Below are 23,254 nucleotides of genomic sequence, written 5' to 3'. Positions count from 1 at the left end.
TAATAAAGTCCGAGCATAAATTTTATAAAAATCTTAGTTAACAATAATACCTGGTATTACATAAGCGATAATTGCAGTCCAAATACCAACAAATACAACAAAGCCGATAGAATATTTAAGTGTGAATCTAAAGAGTTCAGACTCTCTACCTACAAGTCCAACGGCAGCACATGCGATAGCTATGCTTTGTGGACTTATCATCTTGCCTACAACACCACCAACTGTATTTGCTGCCATAAATAGCACTTCTGGCATGTTAAGGGCTTTGGCTGTAACCTGTTGTAATGGACCAAAGAGTAAGTTTGAGCTTGTATCACTACCAGTTAAGAATACGCCCACCCATCCTATAAATGGTGAGAAGAATGGGAATAGTGAACCCGTATGTGCTAGAGCTAATCCCATTGTAGCAGCTTGACCACTATTTTTTGAAATAAAGGCAAATGCAAGGACAAGCCCAATAGTCAGTACTGGTATAGACATTTCTTTGATTGTCTCGCTTGCAGATTCCATAATTTGTTTTGCATTAGCACGTAATACAACAATGCTAAGCAATGCTGCAAGGAAAATGGCTGTACCTGGATTCTGAATAATATACCATTTCCAATCCGCACCAAGTGCAGTTGGAACAGCAACAATAGGAGACTGCTGTATAACTAGCTTATCAAGACCAGGAATGAGCCATACAATATTTGTGTTAGCTAGAATATTTCCAGGTTTAAAGAGATCCATAAAAAATGGCATCTGCCAAATTCCGATTGTAATGACCAAAAGAATGAAAGGCATCCATGCAAGAATTATTTTTGGTAATGGATATTGTTTTGTTACGATGGCAGTTTTTGTATCATCTGCCCTTTCAATATTCGCTGGTTGCCAAAATTTTAAGAATATAGAGGTGGTGGCAATCGCTGCAATAGCAGAAATAATATCGGGCAATTCTGGTCCTAAATGATTGGAGCTCCAATACTGCACACCTGCAAAGGTTACTGCAGCTACAAAAACAGCAGGAAATGTTTCTTTTACTCCTTTAAATCCACTCATAAGGAATACAATAAAAAATGGGACAAATAATGTCAAAGGTGGCAACATTCTACCTACCATGGCGGCAATATCACCTGCATCAAGACCTACTGCCTTTGCAAGTGCAATAACTGGTATCCCAACTGCCCCGAATGCAACAGGTGCAGTATTTGCAATCATACATAAACCTGCAGCATATAAGGGACGTAATCCCAAACCAACAAGTAATGCTGCAGTAATTGCGACTGGACCACCAAAGCCAATTGCTCCTTCTAAAAATGCACCAAAACAGAATGCTATTAGAATAACCTGCAACCTTTGATCTGGAGTCACTGCGATAACACTTTCTTTTAGAATCTCAAAATAACCTGTTTTTACAGCTATTTTGTATAAAAAAATTGCTGCGATAATAATCCATGCAATAGGCCAAAGTCCTACCAAAAATCCTTGTATGAAACTCATTGCAACCATGTTGAAAGGCATACCATACACAACAAGGGCAATAATCGCGCTAAAACCAACGGTAAGACTTGCTGCAAGCCATCCCTTTAATTTAAACCATACAAGACACGCTAAAAATAATAAAATTGGCAATAATGCTACCAAACCACTAAGCCAGATGTTATCAGCAACTGGCATATAGTTTTGTGTCCATTGCGTCGCTTGAGTCACTTCATTCATAATTAGTCCTTGAATCTGAAATTAGAAATTATTATGAGTATAAACAAAAAATAAATTTTTAAATACAAAATGCTACAAAAACAACCATACAATAGGCAAAAACGGAAAAAAAGTAAAGTTTTTACTATGTTTTAGCATATTCTAGTGATGCATTTATCACTGCATTGCTAGGTAGGCTAAAGATAAAGTTGTAGGAATAAGTGGTTTGGAGATAATGCAAATCTAAGAAATAAATCTATAACCACAAACTACCGTGGGTTGAGATAGATTTATGTGATATTGCCAATATGATTATACCTTGAATCTGGGGTTTATTTAGTATTGGTGTAGGAAAGATGAATGTATCGCAATATTAATAGGAGTTATTTTAATCTTGTATTTTTACCAAACATTATTTATGTGGTAGGTATGGATTGTATCAGCGAGTTTTTTATACTAAGTTTGTTGCTTTAGAAAATAAGCAAAAAATTATATGTTGCTATGATTTAGATACAAGGAAACATGGTAAGTACCTGCAAAAAGCAGAGATAGTTATAACACAACCAAGCAAGAAAAGCTATAGCAATGTTGAATGCATTGTGCTTACAGCGCCACTTTATGAGAAAGAAATTATACAGTACTTGCGAGAAGATGGATTTAGCGGAGAGATTTTAACAAGTGTTGAATGTCGTTGATATAGATGGGATATATTAAATCATTTTTGTTTTTGAAATACTTTTTAAGTTTTTTAGATGAGCTATAACTTTTTACGATCTAGAAAGCAATTTAGAATAGCACCGCCTTAGAATCTGTTTTATTTGCATATTAAGATTAATTTGAATATAAATTAGGGGTGGGGGGATAACTTAAATATACATGCTTCAAGTTATTAAGCGTGGATTATACACTTTTGTAAAAATGTGCTAAAATACGAATTTTACACACCAATACACTAAAGGAAAGACATGAAGAACTTTAATATTGTAAGTACAAATAATGCACCACAGGCAATAGGACCATACTCACAAGCTATCGTTGCAAATGATCTTGTGTTTACTTCTGGACAAATTCCATTATTGCCAAATGGAGAATTTTTGGATTCTAATATACAAGAACAGACACATCAAGTTTGTAAAAATCTAAAAGCAGTGCTGGAAGCATCGGGTAGCAGCCTAGAGAATGTAGTAAAGACAAATGTATATCTAAGTGATATGTCATATTTTTCGCAGTTTAATGAAGTTTATGCGATGTATTTTTCACATAAGCCTGCTCGTAGTACGGTTGCGGTGAAAGAATTGCCGAAGGGAAGTAAGATAGAGATTGAATGTATTGCTATGAAGGCTTAAAATAATTATTATAGATGATTAAATCATACTATAAAGCTTCATAATGAAGTGATTATTTGGATTCTTATATCGTGTTTATTGTGCTTGACATATGTTTGGATTTTTATGGGACTTGTTTTTATGCCTTTAGGCTATCCATATATAACATAATATATGTCTATGGGCTCTCCTTGAGCATATAATCATGTATTTGTATGATTGCATTATATCATGCCAATAAAAAAGAAGATAAGGTAAAATCAAAGTAGTAGAATTTGAGCTATGAAGTTTAAGTGCTTTAATGCTTTTTACATATATTTACAATCGCTATGATGAAATATATTGCTTTGAAAATAACAACATCAAGATTTTGTAAGTTGTGCGTCAATAATTGATTTTGAGAGCAGGTATTTGCTTATAAGCTTGGTTACGATTGGATAAAAAAGTAATCAGCCTCATTATTTTTACTAGCGGACGAAAACAATCTTTGATCGACTTCTTACACGTTCAAAATAATCATTTAGAATCTTTTCCTGATTGTTTGCAATAAGTTTTTGTGCTATATAGTTTTTTGCTTTTTCAAATTCCACTTGTTCGTTTGAGATTTTTTCCTTGATATAAAATGCGACAAAATCACCATTGCCAGATTCAAATATCTGCGTAAAAGACTTTGCCTCTGTAGCTAGAAATATATCGGCTACTTGTGCTGGTAGGGTACTTATTTCCAGTGTTTCTTCGCTATGGGCTATGGAATCTGGCAACGTTGCGTTAATGCCTTGTTGTATAAATGATTCTAGTGTTTGTTTGTTGTGGCTTACAAATTTTGTACCCACTACTTCTTTTGGAATTACGAATTCTTCTAAATGCTCGTTGTAGTATTTACGCAATTCATCTTCTTGCCCAACATTACTCGAAAAGAGTATTTTTCGCATGAGTTCTTGTGCCAGCATTTGATCTTTTAGCTTTGTGCGATATTCTACCAAGCTCATTCCCTCTTGCACAATAGCAGCATAGAATTGGTCTAGGCTCATATTGTTTTGTTGCGCAATTTGTGCAATTTGTGCATCTAGCTGCATATCATTTATTTCGATTTTTAAACGCTTAATTTCAGCTTCTTTTAGTTTTTCATTCACAAGTATGTCTGTGGCACGCAATCTGTCCGTGTGTAATGCATTTTCTACTTGCTTAATCGCGTGTAGTGTAATTGGCTCACCATTGACAAAAAGTGCAATACCTCCAACAATATTTTTGTCTGCAAAACCTGACTTAGGTTCTATATTTTGGGAAGTCATATTAGATTCTGCATACATAGATAGCGAAATACTACAGCATAGAGATGCGAGTATACCTATTTTCTTATTCATTCAATATCCTTGATAAGATAGAATTTGATATCTGAAGCTATAAGCATAAAGTATGCTAAAGTGGATCAGATTCTAACATACAAAAAAGTATTAATTGTTAAAAAAGGTCAAAATTTTTAATAAAAGTCAAGTATTTTTTGTGGAATTAAACTTTTTTTAAACTCTAAAAGGATAGAATGTACCAATCGCTGTGGTCTGAAACCGAAGAATGATATATGAAACCCAAACTCTTGAAAATAAAAAGGAGCTATAAAGATATGCGTGAGATACAATGTGAAACAATTTCAGAAGCTGTTAAGGAACTTTGCATTAAGGCTTGTTGTATACAAACACCAGATATAAAAAATGCATTTAAAAGAGCACAAGAGGTTGAAACCTCTGCTATTGGCAAGAATATTTTAGGGACATTGATAAAGAATGGTGAGATTGCGCAGTCAAATATGATGCCTATCTGTCAAGATACGGGTATGACTGTCGTTTTCGCTGAGGTTGGACAAGATGTGCATATTGTTGGTGGATTATTTAGCGATGCAATTAATGAGGGTGTAAGACGTGGATACAAAGATGGTTATCTACGAAAGTCTGTTGTCAGTGAACCTGTCTTTGAGCGTAAAAATACGACTGATAACTCTCCTGCAGTTCTACATACTGAAATGGTAGCAGGTGATAAAATTAAAATCACTGTTGCACCAAAAGGTTTTGGAAGTGAGAATAAGAGCTTATTAAAAATGTGTGTACCAGCAGATGGACTTGAGGGCGTTAAAAGTTTATTCTTGGAGGCTGTGAGATTGGCCGGACCGAATGCATGTCCACCTATGGTGCTGGGTGTAGGTATTGGTGGGACTATGGAAAAGGCTGCTATTTTAGCCAAAAAAGCTGCTATTCGCTCAATAGATTCTAAGAATCCACATCCAAAATATGCTGCTTTGGAGGAGGAGTTGTTGGAGCTTGCGAATAAAACTGGTGTTGGACCTCAAGGATTGGGAGGCAATACCACTGCATTTGGTGTAAATATTGAATGGTATCCAACACATATTGCGGGTATGCCTGTTGCAATTAATGTGAATTGTCATGCAGCACGGCATTATAGTGTTGAATTGTAATTTGACTTATAATTTGTGGAGGGGTAATAATTGTGCTGGATTGTTTTAAGTGATTGTATGGTTTAATGGTATAAATGTTTAAGGCTAATTTTTTATTAACATGTTATAGAAAAATGTTTTTATGAAGGCTTTTGCATGGTATCCTGTGACTAGGAATGTTGTTTACAATGGTTTTTTTAAGTAGCTAATTCTAAAATATCTTGAGATAAGGAGCATTAAATGTTATTGCAGTGGAATGATAAATATAGTGTTAAAAATTATTTGATTGATGAGCAACATAAAAAACTATTTGAGCTTGCTAACATGGCAGACAATATGATTGGCAAGCAAACCGATCCGGCTGAAATTAAAAAGATGCTTGTCGCTTTGTTTGATTATATGAGAACTCATTTTCGAGACGAAGAAGTTTATATGGAGAGTATACAATATCCTTCGCTTGAATTACATAGAGAACGACATAAACAAATTGTATTTGAGATGACAAATCTTGTGAAAAATATGAAATATGATTTTAAGCAACAACTTGTCATTATCATGGAGCAGTGGCTTTTGAAGCATATTTTGCAAGAGGATATGGAATATGCGAAATATTGTGAAGAAATGAATGAAAAACGATCAATACAGAAAGTGGCAGCGTCATCTACAAATAGTCAAGATGATGCGTTGTTAAAGCAATCTGAAATGGTTTCTGGTAAAAAACAAGAGGCGAAAAAAGGTATCATGCATATGTATAGTTGTTTGTGCGGAAAAACCTATAATATTAAGCCAGACATACATGCAAAGATACAGGCAGGAGATGGCGTAAAGTGTCAAGATTGCACTACTTTTATTAAATATATCACAGATATCGAAGCTTAATGTGTGTTTTTAGATTCTAAAGGACAATGTGTGCTACCAAAATGGAGTAAAGAATATAGTGTTCATAATTTTATGATCGATGAACAACATAAGAAGCTATTTGAACTTGCCAATATAGCAGACAATATGATTGGTAAGCAGACAGACCCACTAGAAATTAAGCGAGTTTTGATAGCATTATTTGATTATATGAAAACTCATTTTAGAGACGAAGAGGCTTATATGGAGAGTATACAATTTCCATCGCTAGAAATACATAAGGAACATCATAGGGTAATTGTTTCTGAAATGACTTCTCTTATAAAAAATATAAAATATGATTTTAAGCAACAATTAGCCATTATTACTGAACAATGGCTAGTTAGACATATATTGCAAGAAGATATGCGTATCGGAGAATATCAGCAAGAAATGTTGGAGAAGAAAAGGGCTGAGGAACGTAAGGATTTGGAATCTGAAAATAATATATTAGAAGATGCGTTTGTAGAATCTGAACATTCAGCCCAAAGCAAACCAGAAAATAATCCTACTATTAATAGCACAAAAGCAATCCAAAAAAATAGTGTATTGCATATCTATAGTTGCATGTGCGGTAAGGTATATAATATTTCACATGCAATCCATACGCAAATACAGCAAGGAAAAAAAATATATTGCAAACATTGCAGTACAAATATTACTTACATCAATGATATGAAAGTGTGAGTAATATAATTTTGTTTTGAAGGAGATTTTATGTCAGAAGTTAGATTACAAGCCCCATTTACTAGAGAAGAGGGTAAAAAGTTACGTGCAGGGGATACTGTATTAATATCTGGGACAATTATTGCTGCTAGAGATGCAGCACATAAAGCACTTACAGAAGCATTGGCACGGGGTGAAAAACTACCTGTCGATTTGGTAAATCAGACAATTTACTATCTAGGACCTAGCCCAGCAAAGCCTGGCAATGCCATTGGTTCTGCAGGACCAACGACGAGTGGTAGAATGGATAAATATACACCAACGATCATTGAGCAGGGCATAAGTGGTATGATTGGTAAGGGATATCGTAATCAAGCAGTTATTGATTCTATGAAAAAACATGGTGTTGTGTATATGGTGGCCGTTGGTGGTGCTGCTGCTTTGATTTCTAAATGTATTCAAAAGTATGAGGTTCTTGCTTATGAAGAGCTTGGTCCAGAGGCGGTTGCAAAACTGACTGTTGTTGATTTTCCAGCTATTGTTGCTATTGATAGCGATGGAAATAATTTTTATGAGCAAGGGCAATCTGCCTACAGGCAAATATAAGAATTTTTAATTTTAACGATAGGATATTGTATTTGTGATGTCATAGAGTTATCACTTATTTTGGTTGTAATTTGTTACTTTTATGACATTAACTTTTTTATATTAGAATGACTTTCATATAATTACAAGGAGTGCTTATGCAGTTTTTACAATTAGGTTTGATTTTTGTTGTCTTGATTTGTCTTACCATTGTCATCTTTAAGGTGCTTGGCTTTATACTGCCGATTGTTTTATGGCTTATAGGAATTGTTTGTCTTGGTGCGATAATTGCTTTGTTTGGAGTGCTTTTTTATAATCTTATGAAGAAATAACTTAAGTTTTTTTATTTTATCTTTTTGTAAGTTTAGTTTGTGAATGAAGGATAATCGCCTTTTACTTCATGAATATTTATCTTTGCGTATGTTGTTGACGTATGAAATCTTTATTCTGATATGCATAGCATGTTAGGTTGGCAGGTATTATACTTATCATGGTCTTCCTAATTTGTGATAATATCTTGAAACTATTTTTCTTTGCATTTTAGTATGTTGCCTATAATATTTATGTTGCTAGACTTTGTGTGCTCAACTTTCAATCGGTAGTTATTAGGTTGCGTATAACTTTAAGTATATGATATGGCAGTATTGAAAACATGATAATTTTTTATGCTATTAATTTTGCAATTTAATCAGCTGTTATGACATATTTAGATAAGATTAGTCATATATATGTATGGTAAAAATTTTTATGCTTGGTATATTTTGATGAGAAAAGGAAAAAAATGATACATGAACAAGTCGCAAATGAATTGAGAATGCTTTGTGCTGATATGGTGCAAGAGGCAAATAGTGGGCATCCAGGTGCACCTCTGGGACTCGCTGATATTGCTGTTGTCCTAGCAAATCATATTGCGATCTATCCGCAACAAGCAACTTGGATCAATCGTGATAGATTAGTGTTTAGTGGTGGACATGCAAGTGCCTTGCTTTATGCGTTATTACATTTATGGGGTTATGATATAGACATGCGAGATTTGCGTAGTTTTCGCAAATTGCATTCAAAAACTCCTGGTCATCCAGAGTATGGACATACGCATGGAGTAGAGATTACAACTGGTCCATTAGGACAGGGTGTGGCAAACGCAGTAGGTTTTGCAATGGCAGCAAAACGTGCTCAAGTTATGCTTGGTAATGATGTAATTAATCATAAAGTATATTGTTTCTGTGGTGATGGTGATTTGGAAGAGGGGATTAGTTATGAGGCTTGCTCTCTTGCTGGGCATCACAATCTTGACAATCTAATCCTTATTTATGATAGCAATAATATTAGTATTGAAGGGGATGTAAATATTGCTTTTAGTGAAGATGTTGCTGCAAGGTTTAGAGCACAGGGATTTTTTGTACTAGAGATTTGTGGGCATGATTACATGCAGATCAATAATGCATTTTTAGAAGCAAAGCAATCGTGTAAGCCAACGCTTATTATAGCAAAGACAAAGATTGCAAAGAATGCTGTTGGTTTAGAGGGTAGCCATAATGCACATGGAGCACCGTTGGGGCATGATGTCATATTTGAAAGTAAGAAACAAATGGGGTTTAGTAATGAAACTTTTCGTGTAAGCGAAGAGAGTAGAGCATACTTTCAAGAAAGTGCAATGAGGGGAGAAAAGGCATATCAGTCTTGGCTTATAGCTGTACAAAAAAGTGGGCAAGAAAAAAACCTTGAAACATTATTAAAGAAGAACTTTGATAGTGTTTCATTTCCCGTATTTGGCGACACAAACTCCACTCATGCAAATGACATGCAAAAAGAGGGGGGCAGAGCAGGGCTTTCCTATGGTAGTGCGGTAGCAACAAGAGCTAGTAATGGCAAGATACTAAATGCTATAGCGCAAGCAAATGTTGGCTTTATTGGCGGAAGTGCCGATCTTGCTCCAAGCAACAATACGGCACTTAAAGATTCAATGGATTTTCCACATGGTAGTAATATGCATTTTGGTGTGCGTGAACATGCTATGGGTGCAATAACTAATGCATTTGCAAATTATGGTATTTTTACACCATTTTGTGCAACTTTTTTTGTATTTAGCGATTATTTATCACCCAGTATCCGTGTTGCGAGTCTCATGCAGGCTCAAATTTTTTATATTTTTACACATGATTCTATTGGTGTTGGTGAGGATGGTGCAACGCATCAGCCTATAGAGCAACTAAGTCATTTGCGTGCTATGCCAAATTTATTGAATTGGCGTGTAGCTGATGCAAATGAAAATGTTTTGGCGTGGCAAGTTGCATTAAATTTACAAAAACCACAAAGTTTTATTTTGACAAGACAGAATCTTCCGCTTATAGAGACGGACTTCATGACTTTGGATAATGTGTCAAAGGGTGCTTATATTATTTCACACTCTTTGTTGTTGCTAGATTTTACGCGAAATGGGACAGATTTTAATAAAGTTACATTGGTAGCAAGTGGCAGTGAAGTTTGCCTAGCGATTAAAGCGCAAAGGCAACTGGAGGATGAGGGTATTGCAGCACAAGTTGTGTCCATGCCTTGCTTTGAGTTATTCATGCAACAAGGCAGGGAATATAGAGCAAGTCTTTTTGGAGATTCTAAAGTATTTGCTATTGAGGCACAAAGAGGCTTAGAGCTTCATGTCTTTGCTGATGATGTATTAAGTATGGAATCTTTTGGAGCCAGTGGTAAGGGCGATTTATTATTTGAATATTTTGGTTTTAGTGTTGAAAATATCTGTAAAAGGGTAAAATCTTTATTTGCGTAATATGTTATACCCTTGCGTGATGTTATGCTTTCATGGGCTAGTTCTTGTATAGTCTAATGTTCTTATATTTTATTAAGATCTAGCAGTTATGTTGCGGTGCGGAATAGTTCTTTATCAAAGTCAAGAATATGTAAATTGCAATTATGCAAAAATTATCTAGATTAATGATAGTCATTTGCATCATGCAATACGGTTTGCTTGGATTATCTCTTGTTACAACTTATCAAATAAATCTTTGATTACACCATGATACCATTTGCCATTATCTTTTAATTCTTTATACTCACATAAAGCATTATATAAAGCACGTTTATATCTCACATTATCACTCAAAGCAAGGCTAAAAACATATTTATCTAACTTTTGCTTATACATAAACTCTAATATAGCTAATGCTTGAGTATTCAAAGGTAATTTAAATTCTTTACCTCGTTTCATTTTGGAATCAGGGATTACAAGCATTTTGTTATTAAAATCTACTTCATTCCATTCAAGATTAATAATGTTTTTAACCCTTAAAGGAACATAGATATTAAACTTATACATCAAAGGGATTAAATTATAATCTAGCTTTTTATAATACTTGTATGCACTTTCAATATTATTAAAAGCCTTATTAAGTGTAATTAATATCTCTTTTAATTCCTGCTTATGTATGGATTCATGGTGCTTTACATCATGCTTTTTAAAGAGTATGTTATATTTAATCCTATCACACACACTATACATAATATAATCAAGTGCTTTCATATAGTTAAAAATACGCTTACATATAGAATACAACAATCTACAAGTAGCTAATTTGTTACTTGTTTGATAATCTTGCAATATGGCTAAAATATCATTTTTAGTAATATCTCTTATATCTTCGTTACCAAATGTAGCACATAAAATATTAGAATAATGCGTATAACTTGCAAATGAAACCGCCCTTACATTCTTACTCGCTAACCATTCATTACAGACCTTATATCTGCGATAATATCAACATAACATACAAATCATTCATCATCAAAAACTTAGATAAGCAGGTTTTTTCATATTGTTAAATGTAATATATTTATATTTGTTTTTATTTTTATCCCTAACATCTAAGAGTTGCAAATATTCCTTTAGATTTAACCCCTTTTGCTTGTATTCAACACTTTCAATAATATTGTTATCCCTTTGCTATCTCTCTAGCGTTATTTAAGTCGCATTGTGGATATTTATTAATGTTTTGCTTTATGGCAAAATGTAGTTTCGATAGGGTAATTTTAGGACAAAGGTATCAGAAAGTTTAGTTGATTCCTAAGCACTTAATCTGATTATCATTTATTTCTTTTTACTTCATTCTAACTCTAGTGAAACTGCTTATTACATAGACTATACATTGACGTAATATATAAAGTTGAGTGGACGATAAGAGTAGGAGTTTTATAAGGGCAGGGCAGGTTTTCTCTCCTTTTGTTTCTATTAGAGTTTTTTGGCACTTATTTTATAACACAGCATTTCATTGTGTTATAAAATTTTGTTTATTGTGCTTATTTGTTATCATCTCACTAGATTTAGAGGTTTAATGATTTCCAATATGATGACTTAACCTTTAAAGTCTAGCCTTACCATTTATTATTTCATTAATTCAAGTGAGTTTATATCAAGTCTTTGGTTTTCATATTTGGCGGCTTGTGATTTGTCTAGCTTTTCCCAAATGAGTGTAGGACCAAAGAATACATCAACCTTTATCTCTAAAGTATTGTTTGTTAATGTAGCTTTGACTGGATAGGTCTTGCCTTTTTCAAAGCTGTAAATTTGACCAGTACAAGGAGTTTCAGAACAATTTAGGTTTAAAAATACACTACCACGGATTGGGCGATTTTGAAGTTTTTTATCTGGGTTATTTGAATCTAGATCATTATTGATTCCATTTGTCGTGCTAAACCCAACCCCATAAAATCTTTCATTTTTATTAAAAACCTCAACTACACTTTGCCTATTTTTAGAATCTTTTGGTAAAAGATAGATTCCACTTATATCGTTTGCAAATGCAAATGTCATACTCATCACTAAACAATTAATTATTCTAAATTTCATCACTTCCTCCTATATCATTTTAGCTAACATACTTATCCCTGTGCCAACTGCAGTGCCAAAGATTACACATAGCGCAATCCTTTTTGCATAAAAATATGGATCTAGTATTTTCTTGGCAGTTCTATATCCACTTAAAATTGCTCCTGTAAATCCACCTCCTGGGAATCCAAAGCTTGATGCAAAGTAGAGATTTTTTATACTCTTTGATTTAAATCTTTCTCTACCAATAAAGCCTTCTTTATCTTGATCATATCCATATATCACACCTTTTCTAGTTCTTATATATCGCTCTATAGTTTTTGGTGTGGCAAGCTCTATGTGGATACAATGCTGCATAATATCTGGATATACATTCTCTAGTCTTTTTACTAGTGCATCTTGGAGTTTTTGCTTTTTAGCCTTATAGGCATCTTTGTCTAGATTCTCCCACTCTTCATAATAGCTATACACCGCACCAACTGCTAGATGTCTATCATCTCTATTACTTAGTCCATTATCAATTTTAGAGTAATTAATAAAAGCAAAATCACGGCACTCTATAGGCGTATTTGCAGAATCTGCATTGTCAGAATTAAATGGGAGATTAAAGTATTTCTCATCTACAATGAAAGTAGAGTAGTCCATATTTGGATAAAGTTCACTTAGATTCTTATCAAATATCATATACAAAGATACAAGCGATGAAGTAAGCAATAAATCTTGTGTTAATTTAGAATCTTTTTTATATTCATCTAAAGATAGTGAGCCTAATAGCTTGGTATATACGATGTGTGGATCGCAATTTGCAATGATTGTATCTGCATAGATTTCTATTTCTGCTTTACTTTTTTTATCTATGTATTTTACGCCTTTTGCCTTTTTGTTTTCTAGTAAGATTTCTACTACATCAGCATTTGCTTTTACTTCTCCGCCATTTTGAGTGATGATATCACTAAGTGTGTCTGATAGCCTTTGTGAACCGCCTTTTATATACACACCTTTGTTATAGTAGTTGTTTTGTGCTATTGCATGATAGCTCCAAATAAATTTAAATGGATTGTGATGATAATATGAGATATTGATATTTAGGATTCTCTTTAGCTTTGGATCTTTTATGTAAGAATCTAGCACTTCACCCACACTTTTATTGCGTAGCATATTGTAAGCAAAAAATACAAGTGTAGTAAGTGGTGCAAAGAAAAAATCTAAAAACTTCATATCAAATGGGAATCTTCTAACTAAATACCCTTGAAAATCAATCTTTTTAAAATATTTTCTAATGCCTTCTGCTTCATGTGGGAAAGCTTTTATCAATGCTTCTTGTGTATTGCCATGTGGGATTGTAAGAATCTTATTTGGATTATTTTGCTCTATGATACTCCATGCGCTTGGCAGTGTGATAAGCTCTAGCTTTTTATCAAGCTCTAAATGCTTAAAAACAATATGCTTTATATCTCTATTTGGCTTCCCAAAGTCCATCTCATGCAATCCAGCATCTACAAGCATACCTTTGCGTTTAAAGCACGTCGCACATCCACCAATTAGATTGTGTTGTTCTAATACCAAGACCTTTTTACCAGCTTTTGATAGTGTAGCACCACAGCTAAGACCACCTAAGCCAGAGCCAATGATAATAGCATCGTATGTATTATGCATAAAAGTCCTTTGATATGAATAAAAATTATTAGGACACCAATTGTAATATAAAATATTTTGTATTGTAGTTTTTGATATTTTAAGATACAATTAATAAAAATGTATGTGAAATATAGTAACATAAATATCCTAAATCTATGAGTGAATATCATTTTCATAGGCTATAATCATATTGCAAGAAGAGTTGCTAGTGGTATTATTATAAATTAATGATTGAATTGCGTCCTTACTCTTTGTTTTACTAAAAAAGGGAGGGGGACAAAATATGTCCAATACTAATAGTTTGTATCTATAAAAAAAAGGATTAAATATGGCTTATACAATAATAGAAGTAGAAAGAAAAACTGGTATCTCATCACATACACTTAGATTTTGGGTTAAAAAAGGATTATTTCCCTTTATAGATAGGGATAAAAATGGTGTTAAATATTTTAGTGAGAAAGATATTAAATGGGTAGAATGGGTAGCATGTTTGCGTTCTATTAATATGAGCTTGGAAGACATAAAGGAATATGTCTATTTGTTTCCACAAGGGATAGATACAGCACCTAGAAGAAAAGAAATATTACAAAAGCAGCTAAATAAAGTCAAAAATGATATAAAAAACTTAATGAAAATGGAAGAAAAATTGCAACAAAAGATAGAGCTATATGATAAAAGTATAGATTCTAAGATAGATTTACTAAACCCAGAAAACCACCAACTCACCTAAACATTTTTGGTTCTACACTTGATGAATGGTATAATTAAGCAAATAAAAGCGTATAATACCAATTTATCTTGAAAGATAGGGCTATAAAATACATGAACTTATCAGAAATAGACACACGGGTAAAGTTTATTGATACAAAGTTAAAAGATTCTAATTGGAGTGAAGATTGCATTAAGAGGGAGTATTACTTTACTGATGGCAGAAAACTTCTTGGTGGGAAAAGAGGTATAAGAAAGTATGCAGATTATCTGCTTAGCTTCCAAGGTAATAATCTAGCTATCATTGAAGCTAAAAAACTCTATAAAGATTCTCTAACTGGACTATCACAAGCTATAGAATATGCCAAAATCTTAAATATCCGCTTTGTATATGCTACAAATGGCGATAAAATCTTTGAATATGATATGCACTATTCAAGGGGTGAATATATAGAAGAATTCCCAAGCCCACAGATTTTGTTTAATAGGACTTTTGGAAATCTCCTAGAATGGCAACACAAGCTAATCATTCAAAAAGAGCTCTATATCCCACAGAAAGAATTGCGATATTATCAAAAGATAGCCGTTGATAGAGTTATACAATCCCTTATCAATGGCCAAAAAAGGATTCTACTCACTCTAGCCACTGGCACTGGCAAGACTGCCATAGCCTTTGCACTATGTTATCGTCTACTTGAGGCAAGGTGGAATATAAATAATGCCAATAGAAAGCCAAAGATTTTATTTCTTTGTGATCGTATCACATTGCGAAATCAAGCTTTAAGTGAATTTAATCCCATAGAAGGGGATTGCAAGGAAATTAGCTCAGAGGAATTAAAAAGAAATAATGGCAGAGTGCCTACAAGTGCAGATGTATTTTTTGGAATCTATCAGAGCTTAAGTAGCACGGATAGATCACAAGCCCAAGGAGAAAAAGAAACACAAGATGACAAAGAGAGCGCGCAAGAGAGCTTAGAAAGTAAATTTTATTTGCAATATCCTAGAGATTTTTTTGATCTCATTATCATCGATGAGTGTCATAGAGGTGGAGCAAATGAGACAGGAAGCTGGAGGGCTGTGTTAGATTATTTTGAGGGTGCTGTGCATTTGGGACTTACTGCTACTCCAAAGCGAAGTGATAATGTAGATACTTATAAATATAGTATCACCAAAAAAACACGCTCCAAATTAACCCACATTTGCAAGGTTTTTAGCTTGTGATGTATTTTAGGTTTCTTTGATACCTCTTACAAACTATACACAAAACTATATACAAAAATATTTTTAGTAAAGCATGTTTTAAGGGCTTCTAGCTTTTATGGATTCCTTTAAGTGTTTCTGTGTAGTGAGTATGTAGGATTTGCTTACTATGTTATTTTTATTTGTATCAAATGCTTAAGCTTAAATGTTGCATGTGTTGCATGTGATTGTTGCTTCTGTTGTGATATGTATATGTTAAGGCTTAATACATTAAGCACCTTTTAGCCTTTAGGGTATGTCTGTCAATGCTAAAAGGTGTTTTTTGGATTTTGCAAATGTGAAGCAACAGAAAAACACTGATAGAGTTACCCTTGTAAATATAGTCTGATAACACTAGCAAAAGAAAAGGATAACAAAAATCCCATAAAAGAAACTTTGCCATAATAAAGATATCCAAGTAGTTGTTTTTAGACTAATTTATCATATATTATCTACATGATTCTTCAAAGAATAAGCCTCTAAAACATGCTTTATAAAATATTTTTTATGTATAGTTTGTAAGAGGTATCAAAGAAAACTCAAGCATATCACAAGCTAAAAAGTTTATCAATAAGGTTTGCGAATGATGTGAATATTAGAATTAATGTCAATTAAAAGGCTTATATACAATTATATAAAATTACGTCTAATAACATATATGAAGCTTATGCATAATTATATTATGTAAATTATCTTGAAGTATTGATAGATGAGAGAGTATATAAATTCCTTGCTATAAGCAATCTTTATTTCATAATATACCCATCATATTAAGCTATATTGACAAACAAATAAACAAAAATTGTACTAATGTAAAGGAGAGCAATTAACTTTTTATTGCAATGGTGTTTGAGATACATAAATGCCATAGCATTAAATTGCTTTTATGTGTAGTGCTTTTGATTAAAACATGCTTTTATAAAGTGCATTTTACTTTATAAAGGGGTTTTGTAATGAATTTTAGCAATTCATATCAATTAAAAAACATAATAAAAGAGTATGAAAATAGCTTTATAAGCGAGAATAAGCTATTTGATACCAGTAGCAAAAAAGATATATTAGTAAGCGATTCTAGTTGTAAATGCTTGTATATGCTATTAAGGAAAAACAAGCAAGGCGTTAGTAAAACCTTTGTATATAGATATAGCTTTAAAGGCAAATTAAATAGCTTAAGCATTGGTAAATATCCACAATGCGACTTAAATAACGCTAGAGAGATAGCAAAGGGATACAACAATATTATTGAAAGTGTTGAATACAAATAAAAGGGGGTAAATCTAAAGGAATATTTGCAACTCTTAGATATCCAAGATAAAAACAAATATAAATATATTACATTTAACAATATGAAAACCTGCTTATCTAAGATTTTGATGATGAATGATTTGTATGTTATGTTGATATTATCGCAGATATAGATATAAGGTCTGTAATGAATGGTTAGCTAGTAAGAATGTAAAGGTGGTTACACTTGATTTATTTAGAATATCTACCATCTCAATATTTGCTAGATTATTTGCAGAATCTTATCTGTTAGATTCTAATGCTCCTTTTACTCTTCTGTCGCACATTTTTTACAAATTTGTTCTTTGTTCCCACATTTAAAGCCAAAAACCTACGCTACAAACGAGACACATTAAGATTCAAAGTTTTGTTTTTATCTATTCCACTCCTTTAGATTCTAGTAAACTAAAATATTCATTATAATGCCTTTTTGTTTTATTTATATTAGAGTATCCTTCCCTGCATTCATAAGATTTGCATAGTTATAAGATAGTCCCTCATTGCTATTTGCTAGGATTACTAACATCTTAGGCTTATTGTCTCTCCTCCTTGTATATCCTTGATGTTCTAGAGCTCTAAGATATGAGAATCTCTATTGCCAGCTTCTATCATACTATTTAATCTGCTAGTTCGAAGCCTAGCTTTTTGTTTCATAAGAAGAGAGAAAGACTCCTGTATGTATAATGTAAATAGATTGCAAAGAATCCTCCTTACTCTCTATGATTTTTATTATCTTGCATATCCTTAGAGTATTCTAAGAGTTATTTATATCCCCTCCATGCTATCCTTATCCTTGTATTTCTTAAAGTTTTAAGATTCACTCACATTCCTCACAATACTTCTTAACTATGCGTTCTACTTCGTCTTGATATTCTTTGGATTCATAGAGTTCTAGGCAGGTATACAATCGTGGAAGTATATTGTCTTGTGTTTTGCTGTATACAAAGCCTTTGAAACTTGAAAATCCACTATCACTTTCATCACTAAAAAAATTCACACTTTTATCATCAGAATCTTTGTGTAGCTCAAGTTTTCTTTTAAAATGCCATAGCCAGAAACTATGCTCTTTAAAATTATCTCGCTCCATACAATACTCTATACCTATTCGCTTTAATATATCCACTTTTCTTTTAAGTGAATAAGGTAAGGAATCATTATCTCGTAAAATATTGCTAGCTTCAATTGCACTACCATAAACAGTAAAAACAGCAAACGAAAATAGAGACAATAAATTCTTTTTCATATAATCCTCCCTTATAACAAATCCTAGAAATATACTTCTCGTATTATATATTGAGTGTCATTAAGATAATTAGAGCTTACTCCCAAAGTTACATCAACAAAATTATTTCCATTCCATAGGGTTGTGTGTCGTAGCCCATCTGTGCCAATCATTGCTATAATACCTTTTCTTTTAATGGATTGCAATTCTTTAAAAAACTTTTGATTTTTCAGCTTTTGAAGTCATATTGTGGTAAAAATCCTCAGAGCAACCACCATGATTTCTCACTCACAATCCTTACAATATTTCTTAACTATGCGTTCTACTTCGTCTTGATATTCTTTGGATTCATAAACCCTAAGGCATTGAAAAGGCTTATATGTGTAATCAATTTTATATTTGCTATTCCATGTGCTAAGATTTTCTACAAGCGTTAAAAATTGTGTGATATTGTCTAGATTTTTATCATCAAAGAATAATGGCATATTGAGCTTTTCTTTGATTATATAATACACTTCGCCTTTATCGTCATCAACAAACTTTTTGATACAATAGCGAAAGCCTAGCTTTTTTAGTGCATCGACTTTGAGTTCATAGGTAAAGTGTTGTCGTTCTAGTTCGTTTCGTTTGCCTTCTTCATTTTTATAGCTCATTTCTCCAAGCCCAAATACAATATTTATGCAAAACAATACCGCTAATATAATTTTTTTCATAAGATTCCTTTATAATAATTCCCAAAAATAAAGTTCTTTAACAATAACTATATCCCTGCTATCAAGCAAGTAATTAGAATTATCCAAAAACTTTTTATCTTTCCCGCTCCATAATGTAACATGTCCTCCCGCATTACTCCACCCACTAATTATCATTGCTACCACTCCATTTTTACTAAACTTTGAAAATTCGTTGTTATAAAAAATTATATTGTCTTGTTTAGTTCTCATAATTTTAGAATCTTTAAGACTTATTTTACTCACATTCCTTACAATATTTCTTCACTATGCGTTCTACTTCGTCTTGGTATTCTTTGGATTCATAGAGTTCTAGGCAGGTATAAAATCTACTAAAGTTTGATTTTTGATAATGATGCAATAATGTTTTATCGGTGATTGTAGCCTTATTGTCTATGTATGGCTTAAGGTCTGCTATTATATCCTCTCCATACGGAACGCCCAATTTATATCTATACCAACCCATAATCATAATATTAGGCTGTGTCTTATCAAAATTATTGCCCTTAATACAATACTCCATACCTATTCTTTTTATAATTTTTATTTTTTTATCATAAGAATAGGCTACTTTATCCACTTTCCCTACAAGCTCTCTGTTAAATTCTATATCATCGGCATTTAGATACATAAAAAACACACAACAAAACCATATCACTTTTTTCATTTTTTATATAAGCTCCCAAAATTCAAGTTTAGCTGTCCCTATATTAGTTAAATAATAATTACTAGCCACACCATTTACTACATCAACAAAATTACTTTCATTCCATAAAGTTGTGTGCGAATAAAATCCTTTCATTACCACAATGCCCTTCTTATTTTTAATTTGCTCTAATACCGCATATTTACCTTCATCTGTTGCTGTTATAGATATCTCTGCCTTACCCCATTTATCATTTAAGAATCTCCCCATATAATCTGCACCTAAGATATAAAGATATTGCTTGCTTTTACCATACATAGATTTATATTCTTTTAGCTCGATTTCAGTATGTAGTGGGATACCCCCATAATTTAGTGCATAACTAACCTGCAAAGCACAAGTATTGCTATAATCTGCATAATTGGGACTTTTACCAAAGAAGTTTTTATGATTAATGTATTCACTTAAAGGTGTGCCACCCACTAGGGCATATCTCTGCCATACAAAATCATCATAGTTACCATTTTGTATTTGTGTGATTATCTCTTGGGCTTTCTGCTCTGCTACTTTAGATGATATGCCACGCCATACGCCATTATCTATGATAGCTTGTCTAAAGGTTTCTTGTAGATTCATATCATTCGGATTTGCCATATTGATTGTGTCGTATGCTTTTTTACATCTTTCCATTTAGGTCTCTTACATTTTATGCTTGCACTTGCAGTGCCACAAGTGGCTTTCCATTCAGCTACCATTATTGCTCCTTAAATAGATTCATAATTACAACTTGATTATCTTGTATTATACCATGCACCATAAGGACTTCATTTGTAGAAGATTCTAATCTTACTTCCACTTCCTCCCCTTCCTCATATCCTTGTGTTATGATATGCAAATTCACATCACTAGAATGTCTTGAATGCTCTTGTAATCTTGCCATATCATCACCATAACTAAAATACATCTCTAGTATTTGTTTGTCTTTATTTTCTTGTGTTGCTTTGGAATCTTTGCTTTCTGTATTTATATTTGTTTGCACGGGATTTGCTTGTGTGTCTTTGCTTTCTGTCTCCTCTCTAAATCCCCAATACTTCTCTTTATATCCTCCATTGATAAGAGTAAGAGTTAGTAGAGAATCTATGATTTGTTTTGTGTTATGTTGAGAATCTTTTTGCTTAGATTGTGTTGTAGATTCTTTAGATTCTCTAGTAAGATTAGCTTGTCTTTCTCTATCCTTAGATTCTAGTATAGAATCTAATCCATTTGCTAATTGTAATTCTAGTCTTTGTGCTTTATACAAGTTTTTCATCTGTGATTTTCACTCACAATCCTTGCAATATTTCTTTACTATGCGTTCTACTTCGTCTTGGTATTCTTTGGAGTCATAGAGATTTAGGCAAATGACCAACAGATTATGTTTGGCTCTATATCTATCAATAAAATGTTTTAGTTCCTCAAGAGATTCTTTGCTTGTAGATTCAAGTATGCTTTGCTTTTCTTTTACCCACTGCTTCTCAAGTGCATTAAATGACATATTTTTTGTATAATTTAAACAATAATCAAATCCCCAGATTTTATGCAAATATCTCGCATTTTGTTTGTAGTATTCTTTATAATTTATATGCACTTCAGGACCACCAGCAAACAAATTATAAGACATTATCGCTATAAGCAGATACATTTTAATACCATTTTGTATCATTTTAACTCCCAAAAATAGAATTGTGCTATATATGGATAAGATTTATTTGGGTCATTGAGATAGTCATAACCAAAAAGATATAAAGGTATGTCAATCTCCCTATTCATCTCTACATCGACAAAGTTACTACCATTCCACAAAGTCGTATGTCTAAGTCTATTGTGCTGCATTCTCATAGCAACTATACCTTTTCTATTGAAAGACACCAATTCATTGAAAAAAGCGACATTTTGCTCTTTGCTTGTCATTTCTTTGTAAAAATCTTCCGAGCAGCCACACAATATGGATTGCTTGAGCTTATTATCGAGCTTTTTGGGCTTATGCCAAGCAATGCTTAGAGCATTGATAATGCCATCAACGGATATGTAGTAATATTTCCCATTAATATCCCAAAGTCCGCTAGGCAAATCTTTTTTTGTTAGCTATTACATCTAGAGGTATTGTGCTGTTATTGAGTGCATAGCTTACTCGTGTCGCACAAGTATTAGATCTATTTGTCCTATCCCCATTATAAAAATTCAATAAAACTTGACTGATTTTTTTATACCTTGCTTCTGCCATAGCATAAGATAGTTGTTCAACTTCCTCTTGTGTTTCGGGGTGAGTTAATTTATAGTTTTTTATAAACTCATTGGCACCCTCTCTTGTTATCTCTCTATACGCCTTTTCCACACTCTCAAAATTAGGTCTTTGAATCCTAATTGTTATCTCTTTATCGCCACATTTTACTTTACATACATTTGTATCTAACATCACTTACCCTTTGAGCTTAACACATTCATAATTATAGCTTGATTATCTTGTATTATGCCACTTACACTAAGCTTTTCCCCTTGAATCTCCAATGTTGTATGTATCTCCTCCCCATTGCTATATCCTTGCGTAATGATATGCAAATTCACATCTTGTGTGTGTCTTGAATCTCCTTGCAATCTTGTCGTATCCTCTCCATAACTAAAATATATCTCTAGTATTTCTTTCTCTTGTTTCTCTTGTGTTTCTTTAGAATCTTTACTTTCTGTATTTATATTTGTATGCACAGGATTTGCTTGTGTATCTTTGTTTTCTGTCTCCTCTCTAAATCCCCAATACTTCTCTTTATATCCTCCATTGATAAGAGTAAGAGTTAGGAGAGAATCTATGATTTGTTGTTCTGTGTTGTGTCCCTTATCTTGTTGAGAATCTTTTTGTTTAGATTGTGTTGTAGCTTGTTTAGCTTGTCTTTGTCTATCTTTAGATTCTATGAGAGAATCTAATCCATTGGCTAATTGTAATTCTAGTCTTTGTGCTTTATAAGGTGTGTGGAGTGTGAGGATAGTGGCATTACTAGGATTAGATTCTAATCCTACTTGTGTATAGTCTTTTGTATCTAGCATTATGTGTGTGCAGGAGTTATAGAGATAGTGATAGTTTCCTATGCCATAGTCTTTGTATTCATAGTTTGTATAAGGCTCTTTATAGATTTTTGGAATACTTTGAGGGATAAGGGCATTAGAATCTAGCTGTAGGGATAGATAGTGATACTTATAGCCTTTGGTATAAGTATCTTTTAGATTAGTATATATGCTAGAGAGTATATCTTGTAAGCTAGAGCTAAGATTACTTGTATCACTTAGCTCTTTGGTATCTTTAGCTATATCTATACTTAGTGAAT

26 protein-coding genes and 3 pseudogenes are annotated in these 23,254 nt (G+C 32.9%); 11 read left to right on the top strand and 18 right to left on the bottom strand.

What is annotated here, in order from left to right; genetic code table 11:
* Positions 1–33 precede the first annotated feature (33 nt).
* Positions 34–1,689: a lactate permease LctP family transporter gene (locus tag LS81_RS07025; RefSeq protein WP_411710194.1), complete on the bottom strand. Its 1,656-nt coding sequence runs from the start codon at positions 1,687–1,689 to the stop codon at positions 34–36.
* Positions 1,690–2,111: 422 nt separating this feature from the next.
* On the opposite strand from LS81_RS07025, the gene LS81_RS07020 reads away from it, so the two are divergent.
* Positions 2,112–2,372 (top strand): hypothetical protein, encoded by a 261-nt coding sequence (locus LS81_RS07020; RefSeq protein ID WP_034346075.1) that lies wholly within the window; start codon positions 2,112–2,114, stop codon positions 2,370–2,372.
* A gap of 270 nt (positions 2,373–2,642) precedes the next feature.
* A complete protein-coding gene (locus tag LS81_RS07015; RefSeq protein WP_034346073.1) occupies positions 2,643–3,023 on the top strand; it encodes a RidA family protein in 381 nt (126 codons plus the stop codon).
* 446 nt (positions 3,024–3,469) lie between these two features.
* On the opposite strand, the gene LS81_RS07010 is transcribed toward LS81_RS07015, so the two are convergent.
* Positions 3,470–4,366, bottom strand: a complete 897-nt coding sequence (locus tag LS81_RS07010; protein ID WP_034346070.1) for a peptidylprolyl isomerase — start codon at positions 4,364–4,366, stop codon at positions 3,470–3,472.
* Positions 4,367–4,623: 257 nt separating this feature from the next.
* Here LS81_RS07010 and LS81_RS07005 point away from each other — a divergent pair, with 257 nt between their 5' ends.
* The 6 genes from LS81_RS07005 to tkt all read left to right on the top strand — a co-directional run bounded on the left by LS81_RS07005 (position 4,624) and on the right by tkt (position 10,378).
* A complete protein-coding gene (locus LS81_RS07005; RefSeq protein ID WP_034347151.1) occupies positions 4,624–5,469 on the top strand; it encodes a fumarate hydratase in 846 nt (281 codons plus the stop codon).
* Between the two features lie 219 nt (positions 5,470–5,688).
* Positions 5,689–6,327, top strand: coding sequence for a bacteriohemerythrin (locus LS81_RS07000; protein ID WP_034346068.1), 639 nt, complete (start codon positions 5,689–5,691; stop codon positions 6,325–6,327).
* Positions 6,328–6,357: 30 nt separating this feature from the next.
* Complete coding sequence (locus LS81_RS06995) at positions 6,358–7,032, top strand: bacteriohemerythrin (protein WP_034346065.1); 675 nt, start codon at positions 6,358–6,360, stop codon at positions 7,030–7,032.
* A 30-nt stretch (positions 7,033–7,062) separates the two neighbouring features.
* The gene (locus tag LS81_RS06990; RefSeq protein WP_034346062.1) at positions 7,063–7,617 is read left to right on the top strand and encodes a Fe-S-containing hydro-lyase; all 555 of its coding nucleotides are present in this window, start codon (positions 7,063–7,065) and stop codon (positions 7,615–7,617) included.
* Positions 7,618–7,754: 137 nt separating this feature from the next.
* Entirely contained in the window at positions 7,755–7,928 is a 174-nt protein-coding gene (locus LS81_RS11285; protein ID WP_158659423.1) for a hypothetical protein, read from the top strand.
* A gap of 449 nt (positions 7,929–8,377) precedes the next feature.
* Positions 8,378–10,378, top strand: coding sequence for a transketolase (tkt, locus tag LS81_RS06985; RefSeq protein ID WP_034346059.1), 2,001 nt, complete (start codon positions 8,378–8,380; stop codon positions 10,376–10,378).
* Between the two features lie 213 nt (positions 10,379–10,591).
* Here tkt and LS81_RS06980 read toward each other — a convergent pair whose 3' ends face one another.
* The 4 genes and pseudogenes from LS81_RS06980 to LS81_RS06970 all read right to left on the bottom strand — a co-directional run bounded on the left by LS81_RS06980 (position 10,592) and on the right by LS81_RS06970 (position 14,086).
* Positions 10,592–11,098 carry a tyrosine-type recombinase/integrase gene (locus LS81_RS06980; RefSeq protein WP_161976748.1) on the bottom strand — a complete coding sequence of 169 codons (507 nt, stop codon included), beginning with the start codon at positions 11,096–11,098 and terminating at the stop codon, positions 10,592–10,594.
* Positions 11,099–11,332: pseudogene (locus LS81_RS12530) on the bottom strand (phage integrase central domain-containing protein); the annotation flags it as partial.
* 654 nt (positions 11,333–11,986) lie between these two features.
* On the bottom strand, positions 11,987–12,451 hold the full coding sequence (locus LS81_RS06975) for a DUF2147 domain-containing protein (protein WP_034346096.1): 465 nt from the start codon (positions 12,449–12,451) through the stop codon (positions 11,987–11,989).
* Between the two features lie 9 nt (positions 12,452–12,460).
* On the bottom strand, positions 12,461–14,086 hold the full coding sequence (locus tag LS81_RS06970; protein ID WP_034346094.1) for a phytoene desaturase family protein: 1,626 nt from the start codon (positions 14,084–14,086) through the stop codon (positions 12,461–12,463).
* Positions 14,087–14,396: 310 nt separating this feature from the next.
* Between LS81_RS06970 and LS81_RS06965 the strand changes: the two genes are divergently transcribed.
* The 3 genes and pseudogenes from LS81_RS06965 to LS81_RS06955 all read left to right on the top strand — a co-directional run bounded on the left by LS81_RS06965 (position 14,397) and on the right by LS81_RS06955 (position 17,280).
* Positions 14,397–14,798: a MerR family transcriptional regulator gene (locus LS81_RS06965; protein WP_034346092.1), complete on the top strand. Its 402-nt coding sequence runs from the start codon at positions 14,397–14,399 to the stop codon at positions 14,796–14,798.
* A 92-nt stretch (positions 14,799–14,890) separates the two neighbouring features.
* A pseudogene (locus tag LS81_RS06960) lies at positions 14,891–15,937 on the top strand (DEAD/DEAH box helicase family protein); the annotation flags it as partial.
* 1,031 nt (positions 15,938–16,968) lie between these two features.
* Complete coding sequence (locus tag LS81_RS06955; RefSeq protein ID WP_034346107.1) at positions 16,969–17,280, top strand: Arm DNA-binding domain-containing protein; 312 nt, start codon at positions 16,969–16,971, stop codon at positions 17,278–17,280.
* Positions 17,281–18,116: 836 nt separating this feature from the next.
* On the opposite strand, the gene LS81_RS06950 is transcribed toward LS81_RS06955, so the two are convergent.
* The 12 genes and pseudogenes from LS81_RS06950 to LS81_RS06895 all read right to left on the bottom strand — a co-directional run.
* Positions 18,117–18,542 carry a hypothetical protein gene (locus LS81_RS06950; RefSeq protein ID WP_034347963.1) on the bottom strand — a complete coding sequence of 142 codons (426 nt, stop codon included), beginning with the start codon at positions 18,540–18,542 and terminating at the stop codon, positions 18,117–18,119.
* Positions 18,543–18,565: 23 nt separating this feature from the next.
* Entirely contained in the window at positions 18,566–18,727 is a 162-nt protein-coding gene (locus LS81_RS11510; protein ID WP_162549630.1) for a hypothetical protein, read from the bottom strand.
* Between the two features lie 78 nt (positions 18,728–18,805).
* On the bottom strand, positions 18,806–19,234 hold the full coding sequence (locus LS81_RS06945) for a hypothetical protein (RefSeq protein ID WP_034347960.1): 429 nt from the start codon (positions 19,232–19,234) through the stop codon (positions 18,806–18,808).
* Positions 19,235–19,243: 9 nt separating this feature from the next.
* On the bottom strand, positions 19,244–19,498 hold the full coding sequence (locus tag LS81_RS06940; RefSeq protein ID WP_233715950.1) for a T6SS effector amidase Tae4 family protein: 255 nt from the start codon (positions 19,496–19,498) through the stop codon (positions 19,244–19,246).
* A complete protein-coding gene (locus LS81_RS06935; RefSeq protein ID WP_034348016.1) occupies positions 19,491–19,919 on the bottom strand; it encodes a hypothetical protein in 429 nt (142 codons plus the stop codon). The genes LS81_RS06940 and LS81_RS06935 overlap by 8 nt, the downstream gene beginning before the upstream one ends.
* 3 nt (positions 19,920–19,922) lie before the next feature.
* Complete coding sequence (locus LS81_RS06930) at positions 19,923–20,552, bottom strand: type VI secretion system amidase effector protein Tae4 (RefSeq protein ID WP_237022210.1); 630 nt, start codon at positions 20,550–20,552, stop codon at positions 19,923–19,925.
* The gene (locus LS81_RS12340) at positions 20,531–20,653 is read right to left on the bottom strand and encodes a hypothetical protein (RefSeq protein WP_272898100.1); all 123 of its coding nucleotides are present in this window, start codon (positions 20,651–20,653) and stop codon (positions 20,531–20,533) included. The genes LS81_RS06930 and LS81_RS12340 overlap by 22 nt, the downstream gene beginning before the upstream one ends.
* Positions 20,653–21,207: a hypothetical protein gene (locus LS81_RS12010; protein ID WP_237022209.1), complete on the bottom strand. Its 555-nt coding sequence runs from the start codon at positions 21,205–21,207 to the stop codon at positions 20,653–20,655. Before LS81_RS12010 ends, LS81_RS12340 begins: the two co-directional genes overlap by 1 nt.
* Positions 21,208–21,216: 9 nt before the next feature.
* Complete coding sequence (locus LS81_RS11505; protein ID WP_034347920.1) at positions 21,217–21,600, bottom strand: hypothetical protein; 384 nt, start codon at positions 21,598–21,600, stop codon at positions 21,217–21,219.
* A complete protein-coding gene (locus LS81_RS06910; protein WP_138069886.1) occupies positions 21,597–22,007 on the bottom strand; it encodes a T6SS effector amidase Tae4 family protein in 411 nt (136 codons plus the stop codon). The genes LS81_RS11505 and LS81_RS06910 overlap by 4 nt, the downstream gene beginning before the upstream one ends.
* Positions 22,000–22,353, bottom strand: coding sequence for a hypothetical protein (locus LS81_RS06905; RefSeq protein ID WP_052096660.1), 354 nt, complete (start codon positions 22,351–22,353; stop codon positions 22,000–22,002). The genes LS81_RS06910 and LS81_RS06905 overlap by 8 nt, the downstream gene beginning before the upstream one ends.
* Positions 22,353–23,254, bottom strand: a pseudogene (locus LS81_RS06895) (hypothetical protein); the annotation flags it as partial. The pseudogene LS81_RS06895 and the gene LS81_RS06905, both read right to left, overlap by 1 nt.

The organism is Helicobacter trogontum (assembly GCF_000765905.2).
GTDB lineage: Bacteria > Campylobacterota > Campylobacteria > Campylobacterales > Helicobacteraceae > Helicobacter_A > Helicobacter_A trogontum.
This window is presented reverse-complemented; position numbering and strand designations above follow the sequence as displayed.

Excerpts from the sequence above, each read along its gene's own strand:
- LS81_RS06935 (WP_034348016.1), bottom strand. The coding sequence starts at position 19,919 with ATGAAAAAAGTGATATGGTTTTGTTGTGTGTTTTTTATGTATCTAAAT.
- LS81_RS07005 (WP_034347151.1), top strand. The coding sequence starts at position 4,624 with ATGCGTGAGATACAATGTGAAACAATTTCAGAAGCTGTTAAGGAACTT.
- LS81_RS06955 (WP_034346107.1), top strand. The coding sequence starts at position 16,969 with ATGAATTTTAGCAATTCATATCAATTAAAAAACATAATAAAAGAGTAT.
- LS81_RS12010 (WP_237022209.1), bottom strand. The coding sequence starts at position 21,207 with ATGAAAAACTTGTATAAAGCACAAAGACTAGAATTACAATTAGCAAAT.
- LS81_RS11285 (WP_158659423.1), top strand. The coding sequence starts at position 7,755 with ATGCAGTTTTTACAATTAGGTTTGATTTTTGTTGTCTTGATTTGTCTT.
- LS81_RS06970 (WP_034346094.1), bottom strand. The coding sequence starts at position 14,086 with ATGCATAATACATACGATGCTATTATCATTGGCTCTGGCTTAGGTGGT.
- LS81_RS06950 (WP_034347963.1), bottom strand. The coding sequence starts at position 18,542 with ATGAAAAAGAATTTATTGTCTCTATTTTCGTTTGCTGTTTTTACTGTT.
- LS81_RS06905 (WP_052096660.1), bottom strand. The coding sequence starts at position 22,353 with ATGTTAGATACAAATGTATGTAAAGTAAAATGTGGCGATAAAGAGATA.
- LS81_RS11505 (WP_034347920.1), bottom strand. The coding sequence starts at position 21,600 with ATGATACAAAATGGTATTAAAATGTATCTGCTTATAGCGATAATGTCT.
- LS81_RS06990 (WP_034346062.1), top strand. The coding sequence starts at position 7,063 with ATGTCAGAAGTTAGATTACAAGCCCCATTTACTAGAGAAGAGGGTAAA.
- LS81_RS07010 (WP_034346070.1), bottom strand. The coding sequence starts at position 4,366 with ATGAATAAGAAAATAGGTATACTCGCATCTCTATGCTGTAGTATTTCG.
- LS81_RS06945 (WP_034347960.1), bottom strand. The coding sequence starts at position 19,234 with ATGAAAAAAATTATATTAGCGGTATTGTTTTGCATAAATATTGTATTT.
- LS81_RS12340 (WP_272898100.1), bottom strand. The coding sequence starts at position 20,653 with ATGGTAGCTGAATGGAAAGCCACTTGTGGCACTGCAAGTGCAAGCATA.
- LS81_RS06975 (WP_034346096.1), bottom strand. The coding sequence starts at position 12,451 with ATGAAATTTAGAATAATTAATTGTTTAGTGATGAGTATGACATTTGCA.
- LS81_RS06965 (WP_034346092.1), top strand. The coding sequence starts at position 14,397 with ATGGCTTATACAATAATAGAAGTAGAAAGAAAAACTGGTATCTCATCA.
- LS81_RS07000 (WP_034346068.1), top strand. The coding sequence starts at position 5,689 with ATGTTATTGCAGTGGAATGATAAATATAGTGTTAAAAATTATTTGATT.
- LS81_RS06930 (WP_237022210.1), bottom strand. The coding sequence starts at position 20,552 with ATGGCAAATCCGAATGATATGAATCTACAAGAAACCTTTAGACAAGCT.
- LS81_RS07015 (WP_034346073.1), top strand. The coding sequence starts at position 2,643 with ATGAAGAACTTTAATATTGTAAGTACAAATAATGCACCACAGGCAATA.
- tkt (WP_034346059.1), top strand. The coding sequence starts at position 8,378 with ATGATACATGAACAAGTCGCAAATGAATTGAGAATGCTTTGTGCTGAT.